The organism is Streptomyces sp. NPDC060366 (assembly GCF_042725135.1).
In the GTDB taxonomy this organism is placed as follows: domain Bacteria; phylum Actinomycetota; class Actinomycetes; order Streptomycetales; family Streptomycetaceae; genus Streptomyces.
Window position 1 is genome coordinate 64,665 of record NZ_JBHXDC010000018.1, and the last position, 22,962, is coordinate 87,626.

The 22,962-nt window shown below is 70.8% G+C and carries 17 protein-coding genes; 9 read left to right on the forward strand and 8 right to left on the reverse strand.

Annotated features, from left to right (window positions below):
• Window positions 1–83 precede the first annotated feature (83 nt).
• The gene (locus ACFWHU_RS31475) at window positions 84–1,607 is read right to left on the reverse strand and encodes an amino acid permease (RefSeq protein ID WP_385792303.1); all 1,524 of its coding nucleotides are present in this window, start codon (window positions 1,605–1,607) and stop codon (window positions 84–86) included.
• Window positions 1,608–1,708: 101 nt separating this feature from the next.
• Window positions 1,709–2,707, reverse strand: a complete 999-nt coding sequence (locus ACFWHU_RS31480; protein ID WP_387228957.1) for a hypothetical protein — start codon at window positions 2,705–2,707, stop codon at window positions 1,709–1,711.
• Between the two features lie 258 nt (window positions 2,708–2,965).
• Here ACFWHU_RS31480 and ACFWHU_RS31485 point away from each other — a divergent pair, with 258 nt between their 5' ends.
• Genes ACFWHU_RS31485 through ACFWHU_RS31495 form a run of 3 tightly spaced genes read left to right on the forward strand, consistent with a single transcriptional unit; the run spans window position 2,966 to window position 7,229 of the window.
• Window positions 2,966–4,471, forward strand: a complete 1,506-nt coding sequence (locus ACFWHU_RS31485) for an FGGY family carbohydrate kinase (protein WP_385792305.1) — start codon at window positions 2,966–2,968, stop codon at window positions 4,469–4,471.
• Entirely contained in the window at window positions 4,468–5,922 is a 1,455-nt protein-coding gene (locus ACFWHU_RS31490) for an NAD(P)/FAD-dependent oxidoreductase (protein ID WP_387228959.1), read from the forward strand. Before ACFWHU_RS31485 ends, ACFWHU_RS31490 begins: the two co-directional genes overlap by 4 nt.
• Window positions 5,919–7,229 (forward strand): NAD(P)/FAD-dependent oxidoreductase, encoded by a 1,311-nt coding sequence (locus tag ACFWHU_RS31495; RefSeq protein ID WP_387228961.1) that lies wholly within the window; start codon window positions 5,919–5,921, stop codon window positions 7,227–7,229. Before ACFWHU_RS31490 ends, ACFWHU_RS31495 begins: the two co-directional genes overlap by 4 nt.
• 135 nt (window positions 7,230–7,364) lie before the next feature.
• On the opposite strand, the gene ACFWHU_RS31500 is transcribed toward ACFWHU_RS31495, so the two are convergent.
• From ACFWHU_RS31500 to ACFWHU_RS31520, 5 genes are read right to left on the reverse strand one after another with little or no spacing between them, the layout of a single operon-like run.
• Window positions 7,365–8,861 (reverse strand): mucin-5B, encoded by a 1,497-nt coding sequence (locus ACFWHU_RS31500; RefSeq protein WP_387228963.1) that lies wholly within the window; start codon window positions 8,859–8,861, stop codon window positions 7,365–7,367.
• Window positions 8,861–9,832 (reverse strand): sugar ABC transporter substrate-binding protein, encoded by a 972-nt coding sequence (locus ACFWHU_RS31505; protein WP_385792309.1) that lies wholly within the window; start codon window positions 9,830–9,832, stop codon window positions 8,861–8,863. The genes ACFWHU_RS31500 and ACFWHU_RS31505 overlap by 1 nt, the downstream gene beginning before the upstream one ends.
• Window positions 9,829–10,878: an ABC transporter permease gene (locus ACFWHU_RS31510; RefSeq protein WP_385792310.1), complete on the reverse strand. Its 1,050-nt coding sequence runs from the start codon at window positions 10,876–10,878 to the stop codon at window positions 9,829–9,831. Before ACFWHU_RS31510 ends, ACFWHU_RS31505 begins: the two co-directional genes overlap by 4 nt.
• Complete coding sequence (locus ACFWHU_RS31515) at window positions 10,875–12,395, reverse strand: sugar ABC transporter ATP-binding protein (RefSeq protein ID WP_387228966.1); 1,521 nt, start codon at window positions 12,393–12,395, stop codon at window positions 10,875–10,877. The genes ACFWHU_RS31510 and ACFWHU_RS31515 overlap by 4 nt, the downstream gene beginning before the upstream one ends.
• Entirely contained in the window at window positions 12,392–13,795 is a 1,404-nt protein-coding gene (locus ACFWHU_RS31520; protein ID WP_387228968.1) for an aldehyde dehydrogenase family protein, read from the reverse strand. Before ACFWHU_RS31520 ends, ACFWHU_RS31515 begins: the two co-directional genes overlap by 4 nt.
• A gap of 398 nt (window positions 13,796–14,193) precedes the next feature.
• Here ACFWHU_RS31520 and ACFWHU_RS31525 point away from each other — a divergent pair, with 398 nt between their 5' ends.
• The 5 genes from ACFWHU_RS31525 (at window position 14,194) to ACFWHU_RS31545 (ending at window position 20,768) form a co-directional block, all read left to right on the forward strand.
• Window positions 14,194–15,942: a TIGR03767 family metallophosphoesterase gene (locus ACFWHU_RS31525; protein ID WP_387228970.1), complete on the forward strand. Its 1,749-nt coding sequence runs from the start codon at window positions 14,194–14,196 to the stop codon at window positions 15,940–15,942.
• Between the two features lie 259 nt (window positions 15,943–16,201).
• Entirely contained in the window at window positions 16,202–16,732 is a 531-nt protein-coding gene (locus ACFWHU_RS31530; RefSeq protein ID WP_387228971.1) for a subtilase-type protease inhibitor, read from the forward strand.
• A 406-nt stretch (window positions 16,733–17,138) separates the two neighbouring features.
• Complete coding sequence (gene tgmA / locus ACFWHU_RS31535; protein WP_078078718.1) at window positions 17,139–17,330, forward strand: putative ATP-grasp-modified RiPP; 192 nt, start codon at window positions 17,139–17,141, stop codon at window positions 17,328–17,330.
• A 16-nt stretch (window positions 17,331–17,346) separates the two neighbouring features.
• Complete coding sequence (tgmB, locus tag ACFWHU_RS31540; protein ID WP_385792315.1) at window positions 17,347–18,279, forward strand: ATP-grasp ribosomal peptide maturase; 933 nt, start codon at window positions 17,347–17,349, stop codon at window positions 18,277–18,279.
• A 581-nt stretch (window positions 18,280–18,860) separates the two neighbouring features.
• Window positions 18,861–20,768 carry an RICIN domain-containing protein gene (locus tag ACFWHU_RS31545; protein ID WP_387228974.1) on the forward strand — a complete coding sequence of 636 codons (1,908 nt, stop codon included), beginning with the start codon at window positions 18,861–18,863 and terminating at the stop codon, window positions 20,766–20,768.
• 54 nt (window positions 20,769–20,822) lie between these two features.
• Here the strand turns inward: ACFWHU_RS31545 and ACFWHU_RS31550 are convergent, their stop codons facing one another.
• A complete protein-coding gene (locus tag ACFWHU_RS31550) occupies window positions 20,823–21,620 on the reverse strand; it encodes a UbiA family prenyltransferase (protein WP_385792317.1) in 798 nt (265 codons plus the stop codon).
• Window positions 21,621–21,843: 223 nt separating this feature from the next.
• On the opposite strand from ACFWHU_RS31550, the gene ACFWHU_RS31555 reads away from it, so the two are divergent.
• Window positions 21,844–22,950: a type III polyketide synthase gene (locus ACFWHU_RS31555; RefSeq protein WP_385792318.1), complete on the forward strand. Its 1,107-nt coding sequence runs from the start codon at window positions 21,844–21,846 to the stop codon at window positions 22,948–22,950.
• Window positions 22,951–22,962: the final 12 nt, after the last annotated feature.

A 22,962-nucleotide genomic window follows, 5' to 3' on the forward strand; every position in this document is an offset into this window, starting at 1 on the left:
AGGGGTCCTGCGTACGGACGTCCTCGGTACGGAGGCTGAGTCGGCGTCGCCTCCGTACCGAGGACGTGGTCGTACGCGTCGAACTACACGATCCCCTCGGAGATCTCCGACTGCTCGCGGGCGCTGCCGTACGACTGGGGGGTGCTGTAGGTGTCCCTCGCCGCGTACCACCAGGCCGTGGCCAGGGCGAGTACGACGGCCAGCGCGATCACCGCGTAGTTCATGGTGTCCGTGGTGACCGGGTTCTTCTGCGGCAGACAGAAGATCACGGTGACGATCGCGACCCAGACGACGGCGATCCAGCCGATCGGCTTGCTCCAGCGGCCGAGCGTCCAGGGGCCGGGCTGGAAGCGGTCGCCGGCGCGCAGCTTCAGATAGATCGGGATCGCGTACGCGGGCGTGATGCCGATGACGTTGATCGCGGTCACGGCGCCGTACGCGGTCGGCGAGTACAGCGACGGCACGGCGAGCACGCAGGCGAAGCCGACCGACAGCCACACGGCGGGGACCGGGGTCTGCGTGCGGCTGCTGACGCGCCGCCACAGCGCCGATCCGGGAAGGGCGTTGTCCCGGCTGAAGGCGAACACCATACGGCTGGCGGCGGCCACCTCGGCGTTGCCGCAGAAGAGTTGCGCCATGATCACGACAAGCAGAAGTGCGCTGGCGCCGTTGGTGCCCAGGACGTCGATGAAGATCTGCGCGGGCGGCACGCCGGCGCCGCTCGTGGCCGCGTAGTCCTGGATCGCGAAGGTCAGACCGGCGAGGAGGGCGAAGCCGGCGATCCAGGAGACCCAGATGGCGCGCACGATGCCGCGTGCGGCGGTGACGGAGGCGTTGGACGTCTCCTCGGAGAGATGCGCCGACGCGTCGTAGCCGCAGAAGGTGTACTGGGCGAGAAGGAGACCGATCGCGGCCACATAGATCGGGTTCTCCCAGCCGGTCTCGTTGACGAACTGGGTGAAGACGAATTCGGGCGACTGGTGGTTCTTGGGGACGACAGCGAGAATGCCGACGATCAGGGCGACACCGCCGAGGTGCCACCAGACGCTGATCGAGTTGAGGACGCTGACCAGGCGGACACCGAAGAGATTCAGTGTCGCGTGCAGCAGCAGGATGCACATGAAGATGACCATGGTCCAGCCCGGCGTGGGATCGAATCCCCACTGGAGGTTGAGGAACGCGCCGGTGAACAGGGCCGCGCCGTAGTCGATTCCGGCGATCGCGCCCAGCAGCCCGAGCAGGTTCAGCCAGCCGGTGTACCAGCCCCACTTACGTCCGCCGAGCCGGTCGGCCATGTAGTACAGGGCCCCTGACGTGGGATAGGCGCTGGTCACCTCCGCCAGCGCCATGCCTATGCAGAGCACGAAGATCCCGACGCCCACCCAGCCCCAGAGCATCACGGCGGGACCGCCGGTGATGAGTCCGAAGCCGTACAGGGTCATACATCCCGAGAGGATCGAGATCACCGAGAAGCTGATGGCGAAATTGCCGAAACCGCCCATCCTGCGGGCGAGCACCGGCTGATAACCGAGTTCCCTCAGCCGTTCTTCTTCATCCTGCTGCGGAACTGAATCCGGCTTCGACCAGGCCGGTGGGGAGACGGACATGGAAGTACCTCCGGGTACGGAGCATTTCGAGGAGAGTCGATGAATGTGCGGCGGGACCTGGCGGAGCCGGCGCGGGGCGCGACAGGGGCTGGAGCAGAGCCCTAGGTGTCCGACTTCCGCTCACGGGCGGCGGAGAAGCAGCGGGCGCGGGCGCGGGCGAACACCTCCTCGACCTGTGCGGTGTCATTCGGTCTCCGGGCGCGGTAGGACCACGGCAGAGGGGTGTAGTACGGCCCCAGCGCCTCGAACACCCGTGCCGCCTCCGCCAACTGGAGCGATCCCCACAGGGCGTGCGCCAGATAGTTGAGGTCCAGCAGCGAGCTCTCGGCGGGCACGGACCGGTCGAACCAGATGTGCAGTGCCCGCAGCGCGTCCCTGGTGGCGTCCTCGGTGACCCAGTGCAGGTCCAGCGCCTTCTCGTTGCCGCCCTCCCTGCGGTACCTCTCGACCCGTACGAAGAGCGGGAGCGCCTGGAGCGCCGACCCCTCGGAGGCGGAGGACGCCGCCCACTGGACGAAGTTGACCGCCTCGGACAGCGAGCCGTCGGACCTGCGGGCGTACACGAACTGGAGCATCCGGTGGTACGCCTCGCGGTTGCCCGGATCGCGTTTGTCGGCCTCGGCGAGCAGGGCCCACGGACCGGGGAAGAGCATCGGTCCCGGCGGCGCGAGCCGGTTCTCCTCCATCCGCTGCTTGCCGTCGAGTTGGGCGAGCGCGAGCAGACAGACCCAGGGGACGGGGTCGGCCGGGACCAGCCGCGCGGTGGCGCCGCACGCCTCCCACGCCTGCTGCCACAGATCGGTCGTCCGGGCATGGTTCTCGCGGTGCGCGCGCAGGGCGCGTTCCACGCTCACGCGTGTCTGCATGACGACGGCGGCCTCGTTGTCCGGCTCCTCGGTCAGCCAGGTGTGCACGGTGTCGGAGCCGGCGGCGACGGCGGCGAGCACCTGCGTGCGCTGGGTCCACAACGTCCAGCCGTGCGTGCCGTCGAGCAGGTCACGCATCGACAGCCAGCGTCCGGTGCGCAATTCCTGTACGGCCGCCCGGAGTTCGCTGTCATGACCTGCTGGGTGGTAGAGCGGACGAAAGCGATCGCTCACGGACCCTCCGCCCGATTCTCCCGCAACTCCGCCTCATTCCGGTGTAGTTCACATCCCGGCACCCGAGAATCACGCTACTCAGTGACACTCCGCTGTTACTCGGCGATCAGTGTAGGGGTCAATGCGACGACCTTTGAACACTTTGCTGATCTTAGGCAACCCTGAGTGCATGTCGTGACCTTGACGTCGCAGGCGGGCCGCGCCACCCTTTCGCTCAGTGATCGGACGATCACCGGCCTCCGAACCGAAGAACGTGACATGCCGCCTGCTCAGCACTCCCCCGGCACCGCCGTGGACCCGGCCTCGCGGCCGGTGCTCGCCGTCGATCAGGGCACCTCCGCCACCAAGGCGCTGGTGATCTGCCCGGAACGCGGGGTGATCGGAAGCGGCTCGGCGCCGGCGCCCCCGCGCTACGGAGCCGGCGGACTGGTCGAGGCCGACCCCGCCCTGCTCCTCTCCTCGGTGGTCGACGCCGGACGCCTGGCGCTCGCCGACGCCGGTGAGCCCGTCGCGGCGGTCGGACTGGCCAACCAGGGGGAGACCGTCCTCGCCTGGGACCCGGACACCGGTGAGCCGCTGACCGACGCGATCGTGTGGCAGGACCGGCGAGCCGCGTCCGTCTGCGCCGAACTCGCCGCGCACGAGGAGATGTTGAGAGAGCTGACCGGTCTGCCGCTGGAGCCGTACTTCGCCGCGCCCAAGATGGCGTGGATCCGCCGGAACCTGACCCGCGAAGGCGTCGTCACCACCTCCGACTCCTGGCTCGTCCACCGGTTGACCGGCGAGTTCGTCACCGACGCGGCGACGGCCGGGCGCACCCAGCTGCTGGACCTCGACACGGCCGAATGGTCCCCAGCCGCCCTGGACATCTTCGGGATGAGCGACGAACGGCTGCCCCAAGTCGTGGACGCGGCGGGGCGGTTCGGCGTCACCACGGCCTTCGGCGACGACCCGATCCCGCTGACGGGGCTGCTCGTCGACCAGCAGGCAGCACTGCTCGCCCAGAACGTCACCGAGCCGGGTACGGCCAAGTGCACGTACGGCACAGGGGCGTTCCTCCTCGCGCAGACCGGCGCGCGTCCACTGCGCAGCGGGACCGGTCTGGTCGGCTGCGTGGCCTGGCGGCTCGACGGCCGTACCAGCTACTGCCTCGACGGGCAGGTGTACACGGCGGCCTCGGCCGTTCGGTGGCTGAGCGATCTCGGCGTGATCTCCGGCGCCGACGACCTCGACCGGGTGGGCTCGTCCGTCGCCGACAGCGGGGGCGTCACCTTCGTACCCTCGCTCGCCGGACTCGCCGCGCCGTGGTGGCGCGGTGACGCGAAGGGGTCGATGACCGGGCTCGGTCTGGAGACCGGCCCCGGGCATCTGGTGCGGGCGCTCTGCGAGGGCATCGCCGCCCAGGTCGTCGCGCTGGCGGACGCCGTGGCCGAGGACACCGGCACGCCCCTGGAAGCGCTGCGCGTCGACGGCGGGCTGACCCGGTCGGACCTGCTGATGCAGACCCAGGCCGATCTGCTGCAACTGCCCGTCGAACTCTCCCCGTTGCCCGACGCCACCGCGCTGGGCGTGGGCGCCCTCGCCCGGCTCGGCCTCGACCCCGGTCTGACGGTGGAGCGGGCCGCGCCCCGGTGGCTTCCCAAGAAGGTCTTCGAGCCCAGGATCGGAGCGGCCGAGGCGGCCGAGCGGCTCGGCGTCTTCCGTACGGAGGTGGACGCGCTCGTCGCCGGCCTGTCACCCGCCGGACGGACGGGCACGGCATGACCGTCACCGTTTCGGGGCCGCTGCCGGACGAGGTGTACGACGTGGTGGTCGTCGGCGCCGGGGTCGTCGGCGCCGCGATCGCCCGCGAACTGGCCCGGTACCCGCTGCGCACCGCCCTGGTCGAGGCGTCCGGTGATGTCGGCGACGGAACGTCGAAGGCCAACACGGCCATCCTGCACACCGGTTTCGACGCGGTGCCCGGATCGCTCGAAGCCCGGCTCGTACGCGAGGGCCGGGACAGACTCGCCGTGTACGCCGAGGAGTGCGGCATCGCGCTCGAACCGATCGGCGCCCTGCTCGTCGCCTGGGACGACGAACAGCTCGCCACCCTGCCGGCCCTCGCCCGCAAGGCGGCGCGCAACGGATACCGGCGCACCCGGACGGTCTGCGCCGACGAGCTTCGCCGACGCGAACCGCATCTGGGACCCGGCGCGGTGGGAGCCCTCGAAGTCCCCGACGAGAGCGTCATCTGTCCGTGGACGACGACGCTCGCCTACGCGACGCAGGCGGTACGCGCGGGCGTCGACCTGCATTTCAACTGCCGTGTGGACGAGGTGAACGGGGGCTCGCGGCGCTCCCCGCACCGGCTCTCCACCGGGCGCGGGCCGCTGCGCACCCGATGGCTGGTCAACGCGGCGGGCCTGTACGCCGACGAGTTCGACCGGCTGCTCGGTCACACCGACTTCTCGGTGACGCCCCGGCGCGGTCAGCTGATGGTCTTCGACAAGCTCGCGCGCGAACTGCTCACGCACATCCTGCTGCCGGTTCCCACGGCGATCGGCAAGGGAGTCCTGGTGTCGCCGACCGTGTACGGCAATGTGATGCTCGGCCCGACCGCCGAGGACCTGGACGACAAACGCGCCACCGGCTCCACGGCCGAAGGGCTCGCCTTCCTGGTGGAGAAGGGCCGACGGATCATGCCCGACCTCCTCGAAGAGGAGGTGACCGCCGTGTACGCGGGGCTGCGCGCGGCCACCGAACACGACGACTACCTGATCCGCTCGCACCCCGGGCAGCGGTACGTCACGGTGGGCGGGATCCGGTCGACCGGGCTGACCGCTTCGATGGCGATCGCCGCGTACGTGGTGGACCTGCTGACGGAGGCCGGTATTGAACCGGGCACGGCGGCTGACCTCGTACCGCTGACGATGCCCAATCTCGGCGAGGCGTTCCCCCGTCCGTACGAACGCGCCGAACTGATCGCGGCCGATCCCGCGTACGGGGCGATCGTGTGCCACTGCGAGCGTGTTTCGCGCGGCGAGATCCGTGACGCGCTCGCCGGTGACATCCCGCCGTCCTCGCCGGAGGGGCTGCGCCGGCGGACGCGGGCGCTGGGCGGCCGGTGCCAGGGGTTCTACTGCGGGGCGGCGGTGCGCGCCCTGTTCGACGCGCCGTCGCACGAGACGCCGACGCCCGACGCGTCGTCGCACGGCACGGAGGCCGCCCGGTGAACGGCGAACAGCGACAGGCCGCGACCGGCAGCGCGCCGGGCCGACGCGAACGCGCCGTCGACGTCCTCGTGGTCGGCGCGGGCCCGGCCGGTCTGGCGCTGGCTACCCGGCTGGCCGCCACCGGCTCCGTCGGCGTCGAGGTCGTCGACCGGGAGGACGAGCCCGGCGGTGTCCCCCGGCACTGCTTCCACTCCGGATTCGGCCTGCGTGACCTGGGGCGGCCCCTGAGCGGTCCGGCGTACGCGCGGCACTGGGCGGACGCGGCGCTCCACGCGGGCGCGACCCTGCGCATGGGCGTCACCGTCACCGGATGGAGCGACACGACGGGGCCGACCCCGCTCACTCTCGACGTCACGAGCCCCGCCGGCCTGGAGCGGATCGCGGCGCGCGCCGTCGTCCTGGCCACCGGTGCGCGCGAACGCCCGCGCAGCGCGCGGCTGGTGCCGGGCACCCGGCCCGCCGGGGTGTTCACGACGGGTGAGCTGCAACGAACGGTGCATGTCCAGCACCGGCCGGTCGGCCGGCGCGCGGTCGTCGTGGGTGCCGAGTCCGTCAGCTACTCCGCCGTGCGGACGCTGCGGGAGGCCGGTGTCGAGGTGGTGGCCATGGTCACGGAGCTGCCGTACCACCAGGCCGCCCCCGCCACGGCTCTCGACGCCCGGCTGCGGCACGGCGTCCCGCTCCTCGTCGGCGCCCGTGTGAGCGAACTGCTCGGCCGGGGACGCCTGTCGGGGGTTGCGCTGCGGCGCAGGGACGGCCGGGCCACGACCGTCGCGTGCGACACGGTGGTGTTCACCGGCGACTGGATCCCCGACCACGAACTGGCCCGCCGGGGTGGTGTCACGCTCGACCGCGCCACCCGGGGTCCGGCCGTCGACGGCTCGTTCCGCACGGACCGGGCCGGGATCTTCGCTGTCGGCAATCTGCTGCACGGGGTCGAGCCGGCGGGGACGGCGGCGCGCGAGGGCCTGCTGGCGGCCGGACCCGTCCTACGCCATCTGAAAAACAGCGTCCGGCCTGCCGTGCGGGTGCCCGTCGAGGTCGACGCGCCGCTGCTGTGGATCGCGCCCAACCGGATCGATCCGGCGGACCCGCGTGTGGCGACGGGCGGCTTCATCCTCCGTACGGAGAGCAGGCTCGACGCGTGGTCGTCGCTGGTCGTCAGCCGGGGAGGGAGGGTGCTGCACCGGCAGCGCCTCCTACGGAGCGCGGTGCCGAACCGGACGCTGCGGCTGTCCGCCGCCTGGACCGCGAAGGTGTGGGCAGGAGCCTGCGACGAGCCCGTACGGATCTGCGTGGAGAGGTGACCGGCCCCGGAAAAGGGGCGGCCCCACCGGCAGGGGGTGGACCGGTGGGGCCGTTGGAACACTGCGGCGGGGGATGCCGCAGGCTCGGGTCGAAGAGGCATGTGCCCCCTGTCCCGCGAAATACTCCCTACGGCATCACTTCTTCTTCCCCTTGGGCACGAACATCTTGATGTCGGTCAGGCTCGCGCTGCCCTCGTACACGTTCGTGTACAGGTCTCCGATGACGAAGGAGTCCGGGTAGGCGGATCCGGCGGGCCACTGGTCGGGCCAGGTGGAGCTGCCGTTGTGGTCGTTCTGCACGAGGGTGTTGTTGTAACGCCCGTCGTACTCCCCCGGCTTGACGTTGTAGTGCCAGATCGGCTTGTCGTCGACGACGAACGGCCGGTGGAAGCGCAGTGTCTGCTGTCCGGCGCGGGCGAAGTTGCCGCTGGCCTCCAGCGTGTAGCCGGTGGCGTCGCGTTCGATCGCGAAGACGTAGTCCTGGTCGGGCATCAGCTCCGGCTGGAGCTCGGCCGCGGACGAGAGCTGCTGCTCGGCGACCCCGTCCGAGCAACTGGTCATGAACCACTGCGAGTTGCCCGCGAGACCGCCCTTGCCGGGGGTCCAGTTGGGCAGTCCGCTGATCCACATGTTGACCGTGTTGAAGCTGCTGTCCTTGTAGTCGTAGTACGTGTCGTTGCCCGAGTTGCAGACCCGGCCGCCGGTGCCCGAGCCGACCCGGTCGGGGTGCTGGGCGAAGGAGTCCATCAGGACCTTGCGGCGGTAGTGCCAGAAGTGGTTGTTGCGGGGCGCGGGGTTCTGGAAGTCCACGATCGACAGATAGTGGAAGCCGTTGTACCCGTAGTTGCCCTCGCGCACGTCCTGCCACTCGCAGTACGGCGCCGACGCGTCACCCTCCCAGCCGGGGCTGTTGGACCCCTCGCCCCAGGGGTGCTGGGTCTTGCAGCCGTCCTTGCTGTAGCCGTTGACGCGGTTGTCGTAGTCGATGGTGCCGTTGCGCTTGCCGCCGAAGTCGAGCGTCTTGAGCTTGTACTCGATGCGGTACTGGTCCGGCAGGGCCTTCGTGGGACGGAAGATGGCGCCGCCGGTGTGGTCGGGGACCTTCAGCTCGGCGACGGTCTTGCCTGCCGCCCTGCCGTTGGTGATGGTCGGCGGCTTCTCGATCCGGCCGTCCTTGTCCCAGTCGCGCGCGGAGAGGGACGCCGTGAGCCAGCCGCCGTCACCGACCTTGAACTCCTTGCGGTAGGTGGAGAAGGAGTCGAAGGCGGTGTTCCACGCGGGCCCGTAGTCGTTGGCGTACCACTTGCCGTTGTCTTCCATGATGGTGTCGAACGGCCGGTTGTACGTCTCACGGGTCCAGGGCGTGCCCGCGGGGTCCAGCGGCTTGGCGAAGTTCTCCGAGTGGAGCAGCTTCCAGGCCGGTGCCTTGGGCTGCTTCGGTGGCTTTCCGGGCCTGTCCGCCGCGGTCGCCGTCCCGTCGTCCGGGGCCGCGTTCGCGGACCCGAGCGAGAGCGGCAGGACGAGGGCGCCGCAGAGCAGTGCCGTCAGGGCGTACGCGCGTTTCTTCCGTGGCAGTGACCGGGTGCGGCCGGTCCCGCCTCTCGGTGGGGGAATGGTGGGGGTGCGGCTCATCAGAAGTTGCCCTCCGGGTCGTAGTACTTCTCCGCGTTCTCCTTGGTGACGCGCGGCGAGGGCACGACCGTGTCCTTCTCGGGCTTCTCGCCGTCGAGGATCTCCACGGTCCTGTCCAGGCCGAGACTGCCGATCACGTCGGCGTCGTTGAGGCCGGTGACCAGGTAGTTGGTCCCGTCGAGGATCGCCTTCAACGCCTCGGCCTGGCCGTCGACGCCCGCCAGCACGATCTTGTCGGTGCGGTCCGCGTCCTTGACGGCGCGCTGGGCGCCCAGGCACATGGCGTCGTTCTCGCAGAAGACGGCGTCGATGTCGTCGTGGGCGGCGAGCAGGCTCTCCATCACGGTCAGTCCGCCGTCGGAGCTCCAGTTGCCGTAGTCGGGGGCCTCGACCAGTTCGATCCCCGACGCGCTCTCCAGGGCGCCCTTCACCCCGTCCGTACGCGCCTTGCCGATGCTGTTGTCGGCGGGTCCGCCCTTGATCAGGGCGACCTTTCCGCCATCGGGAAGCTGTTCGACGAGGAACTCGCCGTTCTGCTTTCCGATCGCCTCGTTGTCGGGGCCGACCCAGCTCGCGTACTCACCCGTCTGGAACTTCCGGTCGACCAGGACCGCGGGCTTGCCCGCCGCCTTGAGGGAGTTGAGCACGGCGGGCGCCGACTCCAGGGGTCCGCCGGAGATGATGACGGCGTCGACGTCCTTGCTCAGCAGGTCCTCCACGTTGGAGGCGAGCTTGGCCGCGTCGCCGCCCGCGTCCGTACTGAGGATCTCGACGTCCTTCTTCTTGGCCTGGGCCTTGATGGCCTTGTCCATACCGTTGAAGTAGGGGCCGCCGAGGGTGAAGTTGGCGACGCCGACGGTGTAGGAGCCGTCGCCCTTCTCACCGCCGCTCCCGGAGTCGGAGGAACAGCCGGTGAGAGCCGCGGTGAGAACTCCGGCCACCAGCACACCGGTCGCTCGTTTCGTGATCATGATGGACTTGCCTTTCCGGGATTCGGATCGTTCACGGGCGCGCTGCGGAAGCGGCCGGTGCGCTGGATGAGAATGACGGCGACGATGATCAGGCCCTTGAGCACCTGCTGCCAGAAGCTCTGTACGTCGTAGAGGTTGAGCAGGTTGTTGATCAGGGCGAGTACGAGGACACCGGCGAACGTGGCGCGTACGGAGCCCTTTCCGCCGGCCAGGCTGGCCCCGCCGATGACACAGGCGGCGATCGCGTCGAGTTCGAACGCGGTGCCGACGCTGGGCTGCGCGATGCCGACCCGGCTGGCGAGGATGACGCCCGCGAGTCCGGCGCAGGCGCCGGAGATGGTGTACGCGAGGACGATGTGGCGCCGTACGCCGATGCCCGCGAGCCGTACGGTCTCCGCGCTGCCGCCGATCGCGACCAGGGACCGCCCGGCCGGGGTGCGGCTGAGGAAGACGCCGCCGACCAGGAAGACCGCCAGCATGATGAGGGTGGAGACGGGCAGCGGGCCGATCACCGCCGAACCGAGCTCGAAGAAGCCCGGCTTCTCGGGCGCGACGGGTGTCTCGGAGTAGACGAAGGCGAGACCTCTGATGGTGGTGAGCGCGGCGAGTGTGACCACGAACGGCGCCAGTTGGAAGCGCGCCACCAGCGCGCCGTTGACGAGTCCGAAGCCGATGCCGGACGCGATGCCGACCGCCATGGCGACGGGCACGGGCAGTCCGGAGGACAGCCCGGCGGCGACGATGCCGGAGAACGCCACGACCGAGCCGACGGAGAGGTCGATGCCGCCGGTGAGGATCACGGCGAGCATGCCGTAGGCGAGCAGGCCGGTGGTGACCATCTGCTTGAGCAGATTGGTGATGTTGCCCTCGGTCAGGAAGGCCTCGGTGGTGGATCCTGCCACCACGACGAAGATCACCAGAAGCGCGGCGAGCCCGGTCTCGACGGTGATGTCGTGGCCGGCGACGGTGAGCCGGGGCAGCCGTAGCCCGCGCGGCGGCGGTCCGGGTTGGCCGGGCCCGGTTGACTTGGTGAGCTGTTCGGTCATGCTGCGTGTCCGATCGCGTGGGCGAGGACCGTGTCCTCGGTCGTACCTTCCGAAGGGAGCTCCGCGGCGATCCGCCCCTCGTGCATCACCAGCACCCGGTCGGTGGCGCCGAGCACCTCCGTGAGGTCGGAGGAGATCAGCAGGATGGCCATGCCGTCGCGGGCGAGCCCGTCGAGCATCCGGTAGATCTCGGCGCGGGTGGCCATGTCGACGCCGCGGGTGGGCTCGTCGAGCAGCAGCACGCGCGGCCCGGTGAGGAGCCACTTGGCGAGGACGGCCTTCTGCTGGTTGCCGCCGCTGAGCGTGCGGACGGGCAGCTTCGCCGAGTGCGCGGGCCTGATGTCCAGTCGGTCGACCATGGAGACGACATCGCGCCTGCGTCCGGCGGTGTCGAGCAGCGGGCCCCGCGTGGTGGTGCGCAGGGTGGTGAGCCCGATGTTGTCGGCGGTGCTGAGGCCGAGTACGAGTCCGGTGCGTTTGCGGTCCTCGGTGACGAGCGCGAGGCCGGCGGCGATGGCCTCGCGGGGACTGCGGAACCGTACGGCGTCACTGCCCGGCGCGCGGACGGTGCCGGTCCTCGCGGGCTCGGCGCCGAAGACACAGCGGGCCAGTTCGCTGCGGCCCGAGCCGACGAGCCCGAAGAGGCCGGTGATCTCGCCCGCGCGCAGGGAGAAGGAGACGTCGCCGAACTCCCCGGTGCGGCCCAGCCCCGAGACGTCGAGCAGCGTGTCGCCCCCGGTGGGGCGACGGGCCGGGTAGAGCTGTCCGGCGGGGCGGCCCGCCATAAGCCGGATGAGTTCGTTCTCGTCGGTGTTGTCGGGGGTCGTCTCGGCGACCACCCTGCCGTCCTTGATCACCACGATGGAGGTGGCCAGTTCGGTGACCTCCGCTAGCCGGTGCGAGACGTAGACGATCAGGACGCCGCGCTCCTGGAGGCGGCGGATCAGCGCGAACAGGGCCTCCAGGTCGCTGCCTGCGAGGACTGCCGACGGCTCGTCGAGGACCAGCACCTTGGGCTCGCCGCCCTCGCTGACGAGGGCCTTGGCTATCTCGACCATCTGCTGTCGGGCCACCGTGAGGCGGCCGGCCCTGGTCCGGGGGTCGATGGCGCCGTAGCCGATGCCCTCCAGCAGGGCTCGGGCGCGCCGGTGCGCGGCCTTCCAGTCGATGAGGCCGCCGAGGCGCCGGGGGAAGTGGCCCATCAAGAGGTTCTCGGTGACGGACAGCTCGGGGACCAGGGTCAGTTCCTGGTGGACGGTGCGGATGCCATGGGTGTGGGCGTCGTGGGGCGAGCGCAACTCGACCTTCACGCCGTCGAGTCGGAGCTCCCCCGCGCTCATCCGTTCCGCGCCCGCGAGGATCTTGATGAGTGTGGACTTGCCGGCCCCGTTGGCTCCGACGACGGCGAGCACCTCACCGGCCCTGCCGGTGAGGTCCACCCCGTGCAGCACCCGCGTGGGCCCGTACGACTTGTGCACCCCGCTCATCCGCAGGACCGGCCGGGTCGGCGTGCTCACCCGAAGGCCCCCATCACGATGATGGTCTTCTGCCGGGTGAACTCCAGGGCCGTGTCGTGCAGCCCTTCGGCCGAGCCGCCGGTGTCCTTCGGTCCGCCGAAGGGCAGGTTCTCGGCGCGCAGCGCGGTCGATCCGTTGATGACGACGCCACCGACCTCGAGGCGTCCGGCGAGGGTGAAGGCGCGCTGGATGTCGCGGGTGAAGACGGCCGCCTGGAGGCCGTACGGGGAGGAGTTGGCCATCCGTACGGCGTCGAACGGGTCGGTGAAGCGGGCCACGGGTGCGACGGGGCCGAAGATCTCGTCGGCGAACGCGGCGCTGTCCTCGGGGACGCCGACGAGGACGGCGGGGTCGTAGAAGGCGCCCCGGCGAGCACCGCCCGCCACCTTGCGCGCGCCGTCGGCGACCAGCGCGGCCACCGCCGACTCGACCCGCTCGGCCGCCTCCTCACTGATCAACGGACCGACATCATTGCCATCCACCAACTGGTCCCCGACGCTGAGCTTGGCGGCGCCCGCCAGCAGTGCCTCGACAAAGCTGTCGTGCACGCCGTCCTGGACGTAGACGCGTTTGACGGCGCAGCAGATCTGGCCGTTGCCGCGGGCGAGTCTGCCGAGGACGACGGCGTCGGCCGCGGCCTCGATGTCCGCGTCGTCGCAGACGATGAGGGCGTCGTTGCCACCGAGTTCGAGGTGGACCTTCTTCAGGGTGTCGGCGGCGCGGCGGGCGATCTCCCGGCCGGCGGTGGTGCTGCCGGTGAGGCTGACGGCGGCGGCACCGGGGCGCGAGGCGAGTTCCCGGGAGACGCTCACGCCGCCGGTGATCATCTGGTGGGCGCCTTCGGGGGCGCCCGCGCGCTCGACGAGTTCGCCGATCCGCAGCACGGCGAGCGGACAGCGCGCGGGCGGGTGGACGAGGACGGCGTTGCCCGCGGCGAGGGCGGCCGCCGCCTTGTGGGCGTACAGCTCGACCGGGTAGTTGAAGGGCACGAGCGCGGCGACGGGGCCGAGCGGTTCGCGGACGGTGACGGCCAGGTGCTTCTCCAGGCCGGGGACGGCGTCGAGCGGGATCTGCCGGCCGAAGAGACGGGTGGCCTCCCCGGCGAAGCCGCGGAAGATCCGGACGGCCGCGCGGACCTCCTCGGTCGTCTGGAAGACGGGCTTGCCGTTCTCGGCGGCGAGCAGCCGCGCCAGGTCGTCGGCCTCGGCCTCGATCAGATCGGCGATGGTGAGCAGCAGTCGGGCGCGTGCGTGCGCGGGCATCGCGGCCATCGCCCGCTGACCGTGCGCCGCGGCGGCGAGGGCGGCGGTGACGCGCTCCGGTCCGGAGTCCTCGATCTCGCCCAGCGATTCGCCGGTTCCTGGGTTGCGTACGGGCAGCGGTGCGGTTCGGGTGGGCATGCGGAGCTACTCCCGGGTGCAGGGCTCGGCAAGGAATTGTTCGGCACTTCGAACATTTGGAGGCGATGCTGACGCACGCTCAGTAATTCGTCAACACATCTAACAAAATGGGAAAGCGCTTTCGGGCACGGCCTGGGAACGGTCCGGGCAGGGGCGCCCGAGCGCCGCGGACAGCCGCGCTTCCCCGTCCGGTGAACGGTGGATGAGCGGATCCCGGACGCCGCGAGAGGGGCCGGAGAACGTTTGCGGTTGCGAGTGATCCCTGTGCGGTGATCGGCGCCGGGCGTTGCGGCCTCGTTCATACGCGGGCCACGCCGGGTGCCCAGCATCAGTAGGAAGCCGGGCCCTCACCCCGGCGTCCTTGCTGTCGCGACGTACGCACTCGGGGAGAGCGCACCATGTCACGCATCCGCTCCGCGGTCACCACTGTCGACCGCCGTTCCTTCCTCGCCGCCGCCGGCGCCGTGGGCCTGTCCGCAGGGATCGGCCTGGCGGCCGGTACGGGTGGCGGCTCCGGCAGCGCCTCCGCGGCCCCCGCGCCCACGGTGCCCGGCGCCCGCACACCGGCCGCCACCACCCCCACACCCGCCCCGTCCCCCACCGGCCCGTCGGCCGGCCGCACCACGCTCCACTCACTCGCCGCACCGCGCGACCCGAGCGCCACCTTCCGGCGGCTCGGGGACGGACCCGGCTGGCGCAGGGTCGTACGGGAACAGTTCGCTTCCGCCAAGTCCGGCCGCGAGGACCGCCGTACGGTACTCAGCTCCTTCGTCCAGCTCACCGACCTCCATGTGACGGACGTCCAGCACCCGGTGCGCACCGAGTACGTACGCAGCCAGTCGTCCGGCGCCTGGCGCCCCCACGAGGCGCTGTCGGTGGCCGGAGCCGTATCGCTCATCGAGCAGGTCAACGCGCTGGGGACCGGGCCGGCGACCGGCGCCCCGCTCACCTTCGCCGTGACGACCGGCGACAACACCGACAACAACTCGCTGTGCGAACTCGACTGGTACCTCACCCTCATGAGCGGCGGTCTCGTCACCCCCAACAGCGGCGACCGGGAGGCGTACGAGGGCGTGCAGAACTCGGGCCTGCGGATGTACTGGCACCCGGAGGACGGCGCGCCCGACTCCGACAAGCGCCTGGGCTACCCCCGTATCGACGGATTCCTCGAAGCGGCCCTGCGCCCGGTGCGCAGTCCGGGCCTGACGCTCCCCTGGTACTCCACCGTCGGCAACCATGACGGCCTCACCAGCGGCGCGTACGCCGACCGGACCGGCTTCCTCGCCGAATTCGCCGTCGGCGGCCGTAAGTTGTACGACATCCCGGACCCGGACGCGGCGACGCTGCTCGCGCGGATCTCCCAGGGCGACACCGCCGACGGCGGCGCGCTGATCTCACTGCTGCGCCGCGAGAAGCGGCGCATGCGGGCGGTCACCGCCGACCCCCGCCGCGCGCCGTTCACCCCACGGCAGTACCTCTCGGCGCATCTGAACCCCGCGAACACCGGAGCGGGACCGGTCGGCCACGGGTACACGCGGGACAATCTGGACGGAGCGAGCCTCGACTACACCTTCTCCATGGGGGAGAACGTCACCGGGGTCAGCCTCGACACCACCGACCACGGCGGGCACTTCACCGGTTCCGTCGGCACGGCGCAGCTCGACCGGCTGGAGCGGACCCTGAAGGAGCACCGCGACGGGTACGTGGTCCTGTTCACGCACCACAACAGCTGGACGATGGGCAACAAGCGGCCCGACCCCGCCCGGCCCGGCGAGGCGCGGCACGACGGGGACGAGGTCGTGGCGCTGCTGCGGCGCCACCGCTGCGCGGTGGCCTGGATCAACGGGCACAGTCACCGCAACGTGGTACTGCCGCACGGTTCGTTCTGGGAGATCTCCACCGCATCGCACATCGACTTCCCACAGCTCGCGCGTGTCATCGAGATCGCGGACAACAAAGACGGCACGCTCTCGCTGTTCACCACGCTGATCGAGTCGGCGGCGCCGCGCGAGACCGATTTCACGGATCTCTCCCAGTCCGGCCTGGCGTCGCTCTACCGGGAGCTCGCGCTCAACGCGCCGGGCAGCCGCCAGGACCTGGCGGGGCTGAAGGACGCACGCAACACGGAGCTGCTCCTGCGCCGCTGACGATCATATAATCAAAGGTTCACGAGTTTCGTCACCTTACAATCAAACCGTCAACCAGTGAGTCCGGCTGCGAATCAACCAGTTCCAGCCCATCTCACCGCCCGATCCGCACAGGCCCGGAGCGGGTCGTTATGGACACACACCGCGATCGGAGCGACACGCGGAGCGACCAAAACCGGTCACAGAGCGGGCGAAGCACCCCTGGCGTGAGCAAGACTCACGTCCGTTGTCCGAGACATCGACCCAGGGAGTGTTCGAAATGCGGAGCATCGCAAGGGCTGCGGCCTGTGGAGCGGTACTGGCCCTCAGCAGTCTGACGTTCGCCGGAACGGCCGGCGCCGCCCTGCCGGCCGGGGGCGCGCCGACCGGAGGCACCGGGGCCTCGGAGCCGTCCACCGGAGAGCCAGCCATCGGAGGCGTGCCGGCCTCGACCGACACCGCGCCCGACGCGAGAGGGAGCATGTACGCGCCCTCGGCGCTGGTGCTGACCGTCACGGACGGTGCCGATCACAAGACCGGGACGGTACGGCGCGCGGTTACTCTCAGTTGCGCGCCCACCCCGTCCGGCAGCCACCCCGACGCGGCCACGGCCTGCGCCGAACTCAAGAAGAACAGCGCCAAGTTCGACGCGATCACCACGTCGGCGACGAACCGCGTCTGCACCAAGGAGTGGGAGCCGGTCACGGTGACGGCCGACGGCGTGTGGGAGGGGCAGCGCGTCGACTACGCCCACACCTTCTCCAATTCGTGCGCCATGGACGGAGGCAGAGGCACCGTCTTCACCTTCTGAGACAGGCCCGGCGACCGGATGCCGGTGACCGGCGGCGGCCGGGGCAGGGGACTCTCCCCCGCCCCGGCCGTCCGGCGTCCGGGCGCCCGCGAGTGTCCGCGACACCGTCCACGCCCTTCACATCCGCCACCTCCGGAAGTGAGGGCCAGTGGCGGAATCCGGACAGGATGTCCCGATACAGGCCCTGGAGGGGCGCCGAACTCGGTTTCTCAACAACGGACTTGAGGACTTCGGACGGCGTCGCCGGCGCGCCGCGGGGCCCGTCCTCCCAGGTCCGGGGGACGGCGGGGCCCGCTCCGCCTGACGGTTCGTCATTTATGACTTTCCGTGCTGAGACCATTACATCTTCGCCACGTATTGTTACCTCTGTGACTGAAACACACTCGTGGGGCAGTGGAGGAGAATCATGCGACCGTTCGCTCTGAACTACGCTTTTCCGGCGGAGAGCTCACCGGTCGTCGGACCTTTCACCTACGACTCCACGCTCCAGCTGAACGTCCTGCCGGACGGACGTCCCGCGATAGCCGATCGCGCACTGCTGCTGGCCGCCGGGTCGACGACCTCGACGGCCGGCTCCAAGACGCACTTCGACGACTGACAGCCCTGGTTACCCGATGACTGTGCTGATCCTGACCGCCGAGCAGGACGTCACCGCGGACATGGTCGTGGCCGAGCTGCACGGGCGCGGCACGCCGCTGGTGCGCTTCGACCCCGCCGATCTGCCGGGCGAGGCGTCGATGTCCGCCGAGTACGTCAGCGGCGACTTCCGTGGCCATCTGTCCGCGGGCGGACGCCTGTTGAGCATGGACGGGCTGCGCTCGATATGGGTGCGCCGGCCGGGCGCGAGCGCGGCCCACGCGCCCAACCCCTCGCCGTGGCTCACCGCCGAGTCCGCGCACGCGTTCTTCGGCATGCTGTACTCCACGACGGCGCGCTGGATGAACCATCCGCAGGCGGCGGCTCAGGCGCGGCTCAAGCCATGGCAGTTGCGGGTCGCGCACCAGAGCGGGTTCGCCGTACCGCCCACGCTCGTCACCACCTTCCCGCGCATCGCCCGGCTGTTCGCCGCCGAACACCGGGACATCGTGGTGAAGTCGATCACCGGCCCGCCCCCCGGTGACCCGCCGGTCTCACTGCCGACCACCCGGGTTGGCGCCGGCGCCGACTTCGAGTCGGTCGCCGCCGGCCCCACCCTGCTCCAGCGCTACATATCCAAGCGGGCCGACATCCGGCTCACCTGTGTCGGGCACCAGTTGTTCGCCGCCCGCAAGGCGGCGACACCCGATCAGGTGGACGGCCGGTACGGCGAGAGCGGCCACCGCTGGGAGCCCGTCGAGGTGCCCGAGCGCATCACCCGCGCCGTGTACGGCTATCTGCGCGTCGCCCGACTCGCCTACGGGGCGTTCGACTTCGCCGAGGACGCCGACGGCACCTGGTGGTTTCTCGAATGCAACCAGGGCGGCCAGTTCGGCTTCGTGGAGCTGGAGACCCGGCAGCCGATCGCCGAGGCCGTGGCCGGCTGGCTCACCTCACCGCCACCCGTCTAGACCACCGGCCTGCGAATCGTCGCGGGACCGGGGCGGATCCGGGCGTCCGGCCGGCGGCGGGGCCCTCCCAAGTCGACCGGGACCCGCCGTCGGCCGTAGAGTTGCCGATGCGGTGCGACTGCGAAGATTCAGCTTCCGCACGGGCCCTCGCGGGCCTTCTCGGCGACCCCGTTCGCCGGTTACCCGCAGTATTTCCCATGACAGGAATTGGATCGCGGCGGTACGAATCCTTGCCCAACTCGTTCTTCAACGGCCCGTAAAATAGCCGCAGTTGGAGATCCCTTGTTTCACCCGCACGGGCTGTGCAATGGTGAACGCGCTCAGTCGGCAGCAATGCCGGGAGCGCTCAACCGTTCGATTCGGCGACAGCCGAGCGCCCGGAAATGCTCGGCGGCTGTTGTTGTCGACCGCTCTCCGCCGTTCTCCGCCCACGGGCCGCTTTCCTGGAGGCACCACACACCGTCCAAAAGGTACGCACCAATCGGACCACCACCCTTTCAGTCGGCCGGAAATCACTGCCGCCACACACGCGTCAAGGGACTGGACACCCCCCACTCAGTGCCCTGGAAGGCAGGACCTCTGTGCAGGATCCTCGTACGTCCAGAACCACCCCGCTCCGCCCGGCCGGCCGGCCGGACCCCCGCTCCGAAGGTTCGGACGCGGATCTCGTCGCCGCGCTGAGGACCCGCGACAGCGACGAAGAGGACCACGCCACCGCGCTGTTGCTCGCCCGGCACTGGCAGGCCCTGCACGACTACGCCGAGATCCGCTCCCCGTCGGCGGACGCCGCCTCCACGCTCGCCACCGCCGCCTTCGGCAAGGTCCTGGACGCCCTGCGCCGCTCCGGTCCCGTCCCGGCCCTGCGGCCCCAATTCCTTATGACGGCGCGTCATACGGCCGCCGTCTGGGCGGCCGAGGGACAAATGACCGACACCGTATGGGAGCATCACGGCCCCCCTGCGGCCGCCGCCCCGGGCGGCTCCGAGCAGACGGAACCCCCCGAGAATCGGCGCCTCGCCTTCCACGCCTTCCAGGCAATGCCCGCATCCGCGCGCTGCCTGCTCTGGCATACCCAGGTCGAGTCGGAGCCCATAACCGTACCGGCCGGTCTGCTCGGCATTGATCCGGAAAGCGCGCTCGCCGAACTGCGAAACGTGCATGAACTCTTCCGGTCCGGCTGTGTACGCGCACATATCCAACTCGCGCCGGACAAGGAATGCCGCCACTACAACCGGCTGCTCGACGTGTCACTGCGCCGCGGCGGTGCTTTGCTCCCGGACATCCAGCAGCATCTGGCGGTCTGCGCCCATTGCGGTTACGCCACCGAGCAGTTCGTCCACTCCGAGGGCCGGGCGGCGGTGCTGCTCGCCGAGGCGCTCCTCGGTCCGCACGCCGGGCGTTATCTCGACTCCCGGCCGGGCCGGCGCGGCGCCGCGTCGGCGGCGGGAGGCGCGGGCGTGCGCCGCGGCGGACGCCACTCGCTGGGCGGACGCCCGCGCGTGCTGCCCCGCGTCACGGTGGTGGGCAAGCGCGTGATGACCACCCCCGGCAGACCGAGGACCGTGCTGCTCAGTGGACTCGGGCTCATGACCGTGGGCCTGCTCGCCGTGACCGTCTCCAGCCTCACCGCGGACGACGGGGGCGGTGAGGCGATGGGCCCGGCCGCGCCCATCGGCTCGGAGAGCGGCACGGTGTCTCCCGATCCGGGTTCGCAGGGCGTCTCAGGCCCCGGCCAGAAGCCGCCGACCGGCTCCGCCGGACTCCCGCCGGGCGCCCTGCGCACGGCGCTGCGCAGCGCGGACGCCGATCTCTGCCTCGACCTGCGGGACACCCGCCCCAGGGCCGGATCCGAGGCCACGCTGGCGATCTGCTCGTCGTCCGCGCAGACGCAGCAGTGGCTCTACGAGGAGGACGGCCTGCTGCGCAACGGCGCCGAGAGCGAGCTCTGCCTCAACTCCCATACGGTCGACGGCTCCCTCGTCCTGTGGCCCTGCACCGATTCCTCCGCCGCGAACGCCGCCGACGTGCGCTACGACCTGACGGTCCAGGGGCATGTGATCCCCCGGTGGGACGACTCGCTGGCCGTCGTGCCCACGACTCCCACGGCGGGCACGTCCGTCGTGTCGAAGATCCGCGACGAGTCCACACTCCAGAACTGGTCGACCGACACCGCGCCGGACAGCCCCAAGTCCCTGCCGGTCGTGGGCGAGGGCCGGGTGACCGCCCCGCCCGTCGGGTCGACGTCCGTGCGCCGGAACACGATCAGGTCGACGGGTCCGACGGAGTCCGTGGAGCCCGCGGAGAGGGGTGGCGGGCGGCACGCCGGCGCACGCGAGTGCGGGCCGTCCGAGCGCGGGCAGGGCGGCAACGGAGTCGGACGACACCGCGGCCGCGCGGACAACGATGTCCGGGGCCAGGGCGCCGACTTGGACGGCGAGCGGGGCCGTAACGGGCAGCAGAGCTGCGACGAGGGCCGGGACGACGGCTGACGGATCGGGGCTTCGGGGGCCGAGGCTTCGGGGGCCGGGTTTGAGGAATCGCGTTCAGGTGACGGCGGTTCCGTGTGCCATCAACAGCCCCACGTCCAGCGCCGCCACGGCCACCGCCCCGACGAAGGGCGCCTTCTCCCGGCGGCGGCCGAGCACCAGGCCCGTGACGGCGATCGACCCGGCGGCCAGCGGGACGAGTACGGCACCCGCGCCGGGACGGCCCTGCGGGCCCAGCGTCAGCACCACCGACGCCGCGACCAGCGGGACGGGGAGCAGCAACCGGGTCCCGGTGGCGCCGAGTCGGTGCGGTAGCCCTCGTACACCCGTGGCCAGATCGGCCCGGATGTCGGGCAGGACGTCCGCGAGGTGCGCCCCCACGCCGAGCAGCGCGCCCGCGCCGACGGCCCACCAGGCCGGCCAGGGGCTGCCCGGCAGACTCAGTGAGACGAGCGCGGGAAGGCTCGCGAATCCGATCGCGTACGGCAGCCAGGACAGCGGGGTGGACTTCAGCCGCAGGTTGTACGCCCATGCGGCGGCGACCGCGATCAGATGCGCGGTGCCCGCGAGCGCGCCGCAGGCCAGCGAGAGAGGCACGCAGAGCGCGAGCGCGCCGAACGCCCCTGCCCATACCGTCCCTTCGCCTACCGTCCCGGCGGCGACGGGCTTGTCGCGACGGCCGGTGGCGATGTCGCGCCGGGCGTCGTACGCGTCGTTGCACCAGCCCACGGAGAGCTGACCGGTCAGCACCGCGGCGGTGAGGAGCAGACAACGGCCCACGCCGTGGCAGGCGGTGACGGCGAGCGCGAGGGTGAGCGCGGTGACGGCGACGACCGGTCCCGGGTGGCAGGACATCGCCAGGGCCCTTGTGAGCGAGCCCGGCCGTGGCACGCGGCGCGGGATTCGGCGCGTACCTCTCCCGGCCGCGCGCGTATTCGTCCCCGGGTCCACTTCGGCGTCCACGCGCCGATCGTAGGCGCGCCGGCTCCGTCGACGTGGCAGCCGGACGGGCGACTTACGGTGTCTCATCCCGTCCTACGGGTGTTGGGCTGGTTATGACATCACCAGGCTGGAATCGATGACCCGAATCGCCGCCGTGCACGGCGTCCTGGCTCCCTACCGCCACACCCAGTCAGAGATCACCGACATGGTGGCGGGCACCTGTCTGCCGGCCGGGACCGACCGGCGCGTACTCGACCGGCTGCACGCGAGCGCGGGGGTCCGCTCGCGCCATATGGCTCTGCCGCTGGACGACTACGCCAAGATCGACGGGTTCGGCGCCGCCAACGACGTCTTCATCGAGGTCGCGTGTGATCTGGGCGCCGACGCGGTGCGCGGGGCGCTCCGTACGGCGGGGCTGCGGCCAGAGGACGTGGATCTGCTGCTGTTCACCTCCGTAACCGGTGTGGCCGCCCCCTCCGTGGACGCGCGTCTCGTCGGGCGGCTGGGACTGCGGCCGGATGTGAAGCGGGTGCCCGTCTTCGGTCTCGGCTGTGTCGCGGGCGCGGCGGGCGTCGCGAGGCTCCACGACTATCTGCGCGGCTGGCCCGAGCAGGTGGCCGTGCTGCTGTCGGTCGAACTGTGCTCGCTCACCTTCCAGCGCGACGACGCCTCGATGGCGAATCTGGTGGCGAGCGGGCTGTTCGGGGACGGGGCGGCGGCCCTGGTGGCGGTGGGCGAGCGTTTTCCCGCGACGTCGGAGGCATCGGGTGCGTCGGGCGCGTCGGGCATCGAGGCTCCGGCGGTGTCCGGTCCCTCGGTCGTCGCCACCCGCAGCAGGATGTACCCGGACACCGGCCATGTCATGGGCTGGGCCATCACGGGTTCCGGCTTCCGGGTCGTCCTCGATCCGTCGGTGCCCGACGTCGTCCGCCGCTTTCTCGCCGACGACGTACGCGCGTTCCTCGCGGAGCACGGTCTGACACCCGACGACATCACCGGGTGGGTCTGCCACCCGGGCGGTCCGAAGGTGCTGGAAGCCGTCAGCGACGCGCTCGCTCTGCCCGACGGCGCCCTCGACGTCACCTGGCGTTCCCTGTCCGAGGTGGGGAATCTGTCGTCGTCATCGGTCCTGCACGTGCTGCGGGACACCCTCGCCCGTTCCGCCCCGGAGCCGGGCAGCCCCGGCCTGATGATCGCGATGGGCCCCGGTTTCTGCTGCGAACTCGTGCTGATTCGCTGGTGAGTTGGAGAACAA